Below are 6555 nucleotides of genomic sequence, written 5' to 3'. Positions count from 1 at the left end.
TGATCGGCACACCGGCCGCGAGGCCAACGGTGAGACCACGTTCGACGTCACGTCACCGTGGGACGACCGGCTCGTCGGCACGGTGAGCGTGCCCACGGACGCGCAGGTCGAGCAGGCGGTCGCCGCCGCGTACGCCGTACGGGACGAGTTCGCGGCGACCCCGGCGCACGTACGGGCCGCCGCGTTGGACCACGTCAGCCGGCGTCTGGCCGAGCGGACCGAGGAGATCGCGCAGCTGATCTCCGCCGAGAACGGCAAGCCGATCAAGTGGGCCCGCGGCGAGGTCGGCCGTGCCGTGTCCGTGTTCCGGTTCGCGGCGGAGGAGGCCCGCCGGTTCAACGGCGGTGAGGCGCAGCGCCTCGACACCGACCTGGGCGGTCAGGGGCGGCTCGCCGTCACACGCCGCTTCCCGAAGGGCGTCGTCCTCGGCATCGCGCCGTTCAACTTCCCGCTGAACCTGTGCGCCCACAAGATCGCCCCGGCGATCGCGGCCGGTGTGCCGATCATCCTGAAGCCCGCCCCGGCCACCCCGCTCTCCGGCCTCGTCATCGGCGAGCTGCTGGCCGAGACCGAGCTGCCCGCCGGGTCGTGGAGCATCCTCCCCGTCGCCAACGACCGCATGCCGGCCCTGGTGCGGGACGAGCGGCTGCCCGTCATCTCCTTCACGGGGTCCGAGAAGGTCGGCTACGCGATCATGGACTCGGTGCCGCGCAAGCACTGCACACTGGAGCTGGGCGGCAACGGCGCGGCGGTCGTGCTCGCCGACTACGCCTCCGACGAGGACCTCGACTGGGCGGCGAACCGGATCGCCACGTTCTCCAACTACCAGGGCGGCCAGTCCTGCATCTCGGTGCAGCGGGTGATCGCGGACGCGTCCGTCTACGACCGGCTGCTGCCGCGCGTCGTGGCCGCAGTGGAGGCCCAGGTCACCGGCGACCCGTCCGACGCCGCCACCGACGTCGGCCCGCTGGTCAGCGAGGACGCCGCCAAGCGGGTCGAGACGTGGGTCCAGGAGGCCGTCGACGCGGGCGCCACCCTCCTCACCGGCGGCAAGCGCGACGGCGCCTCGTACGCGCCGACCGTCCTCGCCGACGTGCCCGCCGACGTCACGATCTCCTGCGAGGAGGTCTTCGGGCCCGTCCTCACTCTCCAGAAGGTGGACGGGGAGGCAGCGGCCTTCGCCGCCGTCAACGACTCCAAGTACGGCCTCCAGGCGGGCGTCTTCACGCACGACCTGCAGACCGCCTTCCGCGCCCACCGCGCCCTGGAGGTCGGTGGCGTGGTCATCGGCGACGTCCCGTCCTACCGCGCCGACCAGATGCCGTACGGCGGCGCCAAGCAGTCCGGCGTCGGCCGCGAGGGCGTGCGCTACGCGATGGACGACTACACCTACGAGCGGGTGCTGGTGCTGACCGGTCTCCAGCTCTGAGCCCCCACGGGAGCCCTGAGACCGCGGATTGCGGCCCTGGGGCCGCGGACCGAAGCCCTGAGAGCCTCTGTCCGGCGACACCGACCCCTAGCTTCTGACAATCGTTTTCATGTAGTCTGGGGTCAGATCCCGGGATGAAGGGGCCCGGCACCGATGCCTTCCGGTGCCGGGCCCCTTCTGTGTCGGCCTGCTTCCGGACCCTCAGCCGGAGAAGCCGACACGCGCGAGCCGCAGGGGGCCGCGCAGTGTGAGGTGGACGTCGTGCGCACCGGCGGCGGAGACGGCGGCGTGCAGGGTGGTGTACGCGTACGGGTCCCCGGTGGGGGTGTCGAGCGTCAGGGTCGCCAGTACCGGGCCGCCGACGAGGGAGAACTCGACGCTTCCCCCGCCCGCCACCTCGACCGACATCCCGGTGACGCCCGGCCCGAAGTCGCAGCCGTTGAAGATCAGTTCGCCCGAGGTGCCGCCCAGCGGGGTCACCGCGTCGCCGGACACCTTCGTACGGTCCACGATCTCGGTGCCGCGTTGCTCGTCGAAGTCCGCCGCGTCCAGGCCGCGTTCGCGGACCGGGCGCGGGGTGAGCGGTTCGCCCTCGACCTCGACGGTCGTGCGCAGACGGATGTCCTCGCTGGACGCGCCGACCAGCACCTCGTAGGAGCCCGGCTCCAGCCGCAGGGTGCCGTGTGCCACGTCCCAGAACTCCAGTACGGACAGCGGCAGTCGGAAGGTCAGCTCGGTCGCCGCGCCCGGTGCGAGGGTGACGCGACGGTGGCCGGCCAGCTCGCGGCGGGGGCGCGGGACCGAGGGGTCCACGGCGCGGACGTAGAGCTGGGCGACCTCGTCGGCGGCCACCACGCCGGTGTTGGTGACCGTGAAGGACACCGTCAGCTCGCCCTCGCCGCCGCCGTCCCCCTGCTCCACGCGCGCGTCGAGGTTCTCGTGCGCGAACTCCCCGTACGACAGGCCGTGGCCGAACGGGAACAGGGGCGCGCCCTCGAAGTAGAGGTACGTCTGGCGGCCGCCGATCACGTCGTAGTCGAGGAGGTCGGGCAGGTCCGCGTCGGAGGCGTACCAGGTCTGCGGAAGGCGGCCGGCGGGGGAGACGTCACCGGCGAGGACACGGGCCAGGGCGGTGCCCGCGGCCTGGCCGCCGTGCGCGGTCCACAGGACGGCCGGCAGTTCGTCCGGGTCGACGGCGTACGGGTAGGCCGAGACCAGGACCAGGACGGTGTTCGGGTTGGCGGCGCGGGCCGCGCGCAGCAGGCGCTCCTGGTGGGCGGGCAGGGCGAGGGTGGCGCGGTCCTCGGTCTCGCGGCCGTTGATGTGCGGGTCGTTGCCGGCGACCACGACGACCACGTCGGCCCCGGCGGCGGCCTCCGCCACCGCCTCCTCGCCGGGCTGCGCCACGACGAGTTCGAAGACCTCCGGATTCCCGTCGGCAACCTTCACGCCGTCGGCGGCGACAGTGACGTACCGGCCCGTCCCCGTGTGTCTGAGGAGGTGACCGTTCTCGTGCGGTTCCAGGCGGAACGTCTCCTGGACCACCCAGCCGCCCGGCTGGTCGGCGGCGGCGCGGACCCGGCCGTCCTCGGCGACCGAGAGGTACCGGCCGTCGGGGGCGCGGAGGGTGAGCACGCCCTCGCCCCAGTCGACCAGGGCGAGTTCCGTGCCGGTCGCGTCGGTGGTGAGCGGCGGCAGATCCGTACGGCCGGCGAGGAGCGCCGGGTCGAGGGCGCCCTCCGCGCCGCGCACCGCCTCGGCGGTGTCGCCGGACTCGGGGACGGCCAGGTACGCGCCGCCCGACGTGCGCAGCCTCACCCGGTCCACGCCCTCCGCGAACGTGACGCGCTCGACGCCGAACCGGTCGTGGAGGCCCTCCAGCGGGGTCGAGCGGTGGAGGAGGGTGCCGCTGTACCAGTCGAGCTTGCACTCGTCGGCGAGAAGGCCGACGACGGCGATCCGGGTGTCCTCGGCGAGCGGCAGCAGACCGCCCTCGTTCTTCAGCAGGACGATCGCCTGCTCGGCGGCCTCCCGGGCGAGGGCGCGGTGGGCGGGGGTGTCGAAGTCCTTGACGTCGGCGTACGGGTCGGCCCCGGAGTCGAACTCGCCGAGCCGGAAGCGGACCGAGAGCTGGCGGCGGACCGCCTCGTCGATGTCGTCAGCGGTCAGCAGGCCCCGGTCGCGGGCTCCCCGGATGTGCCCGATCATCGTCGAGCTGTCGGTGCCGTGGTCGGTGAAGCTGTCGACGCCGGCGCGCAGCGACGCGGCGGTCGCCTCCTCATGGGTGTCGAAGTAGTGCTCGGAGTCGACCAGGTTGGACGGGGCTCCCGCGTCGGAGCAGACCAGCAGCGGCTCGTCGGTCCAGGTGCGCAGCTGCTCCGCCAGGTAGGGCGAGACATGGTTGGGGCGGCCGTTGACCAGGTTGTACGCGGGCATCACGCCGGCGACAGCGCCCGCCTCGACGGTCGAGCGGAAGGCCCGCAGGTCGTACTCGTGCAGGACGCGCGGACGGACCGAGGAGGACGTCTCGGAGCGGTCGGTCTCGTTGTTGTGGGCCAGCCAGTGCTTGAGGACGGGGGCGGTGCGCCAGTACGTGGGGTGGTCGCCGCGCAGACCCCGGGTGTACGCGGTCGCGATCGCCGAGGTCAGCGCCGGGTCCTCGGAGTAGCCCTCCTCGTTGCGGCCCCACAGGGGGTGGCGCAGGAGGTTCACCGTCGGCGACCAGACGTTCAGGCCGACGCGGTCGTCGCGCGCCCGCATGGCGCGGACCTCGGTGGAGACCGCCTCGCCGACCCGGCGGACGAGGTCCTCGTTCCAGGTGGCGCCGAGGCCGACGGCCTGTGGGAACACCGTCGCGGGGCCCATCCAGGCCACCCCGTGGAGGGCCTCCTGGCCGGTGCGGAACGCGGCCACCCCGAGCCGGTCGACGGCGGGCGCGAACTGGTGCAGGAACGCGACCCTCTCGTCCGGGGTGAGCCGCTGGAGCAGGTCGTCGATGCGCTTCGCGACCGGCAGCCGCAGATCACGGAACGGCGGCACGGGCGGCGTCTGAGCGGTCACGTGGGATCCCTTTGCGATGGAGCGGCGCGAGCCTTTCGAAGCGCTTCGATGCTGATTCGACCGTGGGGTGGGTGTCAAGAGACCAAGGCGCAACAGATCCGTTTCCTCACCGTCATGCAGGCGCCGTTGGAGGGCTGTGCCAGTGGTCCGTACCTCCGGGGAATCTGGGAATCGACCCTTGTGCACCCCCGGTCGTTCACTTAACCTCGCAGCAACATCGAAGCGCTTCGACTGCGGAGGGATCGCTTCGCTTGCCTCCCCCTCCCCTCCGCCGGTCATGGGTTCCATCGCTTCAGCACAGCCAGTTCCACTCAGACACCGCAGCCGACGGCCACCGCCGGGTGTCCTGGTGTGCGCCATGAAGGGTTGACGCAATGACGCCGAACTCCGCCGCCCCCTCCGCTCCGAGCCGGAGAAGCTTCCTCGCCTCCACGGCGGTCGCCACCGCCGTCGTGGCGGGGGGCGTCCCCCTGCTGTCCGCCTGCGGCGGCTCGCAGGAAGGCCGCAAGGAGGGCACGACGTCGGGCAAGGACGCCAAGAAGATCCTCCCGACGTTCGTGGCGTCGAACGTCGTGGCGCCCGACATCCCGTCGAAGAACGGCTCGGCGGCCGGCTTCACCCAGGCGATCCCCACGGCCGATCTGAAGACCTCGGTCCCGAAGCAGCTGGGCAGCGGCGGCCGACTGAAGGTCATGGCGCCGTTCTGGGGGACGCCGCCGAAGGGCGACAACCCGTACTACAGCGCGATGAACGAGGCCGTGGGCGTCGAGGTGACCTGGCAGAACCAGGACGGTGTCACCTACGACCAGAAGCTCGGCGCGGTCCTCGCCTCCAGCGACATCCCCGACGTGGTCGTCGTGCCCGGCTGGAACCTGATGGGCAAGATACCCAGCGCCATCAACGCCAAGTTCGCCGACCTGGGCCCGTATCTCTCCGGGGACAAGGTCAAGGCGTACCCGAACCTCGCGGCCGTGCCCAGCGAGGCCTGGCAGCGCGGCATCTTCGGGGGCCAACTGCGCGCGATCCCGATGCCCGCCTCGTACGTCACGGACATCGCGCCCATGTACCGCCGGGACATCTTCGAGAAGAAGGGCTACACCGTTCCGGGCAGCCCCGACGAGTTCCTGTCCTGGGCGAAGGAGGCCACCGACGCCAGGTCGAAGGTCTGGGCCTGCGACGACATGAAGTGGTCGGCGTTCAACATCTACGGCGTCTTCCCCGGCAGCGACAAGGCGCTGTGGTGGAACATGGTCGACGGCAAGCTGGTCAACCGCGTCGAGACCGAGGAGTTCCTCGAAGCCCTGGAGTGGACCCGCAAGCTCTACGCGGCCGGCGTGGTCCACCCGGACGCGGTCTCCGGCAAGGCGGGCGGCACCGCCCGGAACCGGTTCACCGCAGGTCAGTCCCTGGTCTTCAACGACAACATCTCCGCCTGGTGGGGCTCGGTGTCCGAACAGGCCACCCAGAAGAGCGACTTCGACATGGCCGCGTTCGACTTCTTCGGCCCCGACGGCGGTGACCCCACCCTGTGGGCGGGGCAGCCCGCCAACATCTTCACCTTCGTCAGCAAGAAGGCGTCGAAGCAGCAGATCAAGGACTTCCTCGCCCTGTGCAACTACTGCGCCGCGCCCTACGGCACCAAGGAGTTCATGCTCACCGCCTACGGCGTCGAGGGCACGGACTACGACATGAAGAAGGGCCTGCCGGTCAAGTCCACCACGGGCGTCAACGAGGTCAACGGCGCCTACGACTACACCGGCAACCCCGCCCCGTACGTCGCCTACCCCGACTTCCCCGAGGTCACCAAGGGCATCGTCGAATGGCAGCAGCGCATGGGCGCCTTCACCAAGAAGACCTCCTTCTTCGGGCTGACCGTCACCGAACCCAACCGCTGGGCCAACCTCGCCGACAACTTCGAGCAGTTGGAGGACGACGCCGTGCGCGGGCGCAAGAAGATCAGTGACGTCCAGCAGGCGGTGTCCGACTGGAAGAGCAAGGGCGGCGACGACCTGCGCGACTGGTACAAGAAGCTGCTCGACGACACCGGTTCGGCGAACTGACCCGGG

At 71.2% G+C, this 6555-nt stretch carries 3 protein-coding genes; 2 read left to right on the top strand and 1 reads right to left on the bottom strand.

Going from position 1 to position 6555, the window contains the following annotated elements; translation table 11 throughout:
• Positions 1 to 1429, top strand: a 1429-nt coding sequence (locus AOK15_RS05805; protein ID WP_055513467.1) for an aldehyde dehydrogenase family protein, incomplete at its 5' end; no start/stop codon positions are given.
• Between the two features lie 201 nt (positions 1430 to 1630).
• Here AOK15_RS05805 and AOK15_RS05800 read toward each other — a convergent pair.
• Positions 1631 to 4489 carry a glycoside hydrolase family 3 protein gene (locus AOK15_RS05800; protein ID WP_055513465.1) on the bottom strand — a complete coding sequence of 953 codons (2859 nt, stop codon included), beginning with the start codon at positions 4487 to 4489 and terminating at the stop codon, positions 1631 to 1633.
• Between the two features lie 374 nt (positions 4490 to 4863).
• Between AOK15_RS05800 and AOK15_RS05795 the strand changes: the two genes are divergently transcribed.
• Positions 4864 to 6549 (top strand): extracellular solute-binding protein, encoded by a 1686-nt coding sequence (locus AOK15_RS05795; RefSeq protein WP_055513464.1) that lies wholly within the window; start codon positions 4864 to 4866, stop codon positions 6547 to 6549.
• Positions 6550 to 6555 lie beyond the last annotated feature (6 nt).

Origin of the sequence: Streptomyces ossamyceticus (genome assembly GCF_001418475.1) — a bacterium.
Lineage (GTDB): Bacteria > Actinomycetota > Actinomycetes > Streptomycetales > Streptomycetaceae > Streptomyces > Streptomyces ossamyceticus.
The sequence above is the reverse complement of the archived record's forward strand: the minus strand, read 5'-3'. Positions and strand labels throughout refer to the sequence as shown.

Excerpts from the sequence above, each read along its gene's own strand:
- AOK15_RS05795 (WP_055513464.1), top strand. The coding sequence starts at position 4,864 with ATGACGCCGAACTCCGCCGCCCCCTCCGCTCCGAGCCGGAGAAGCTTC.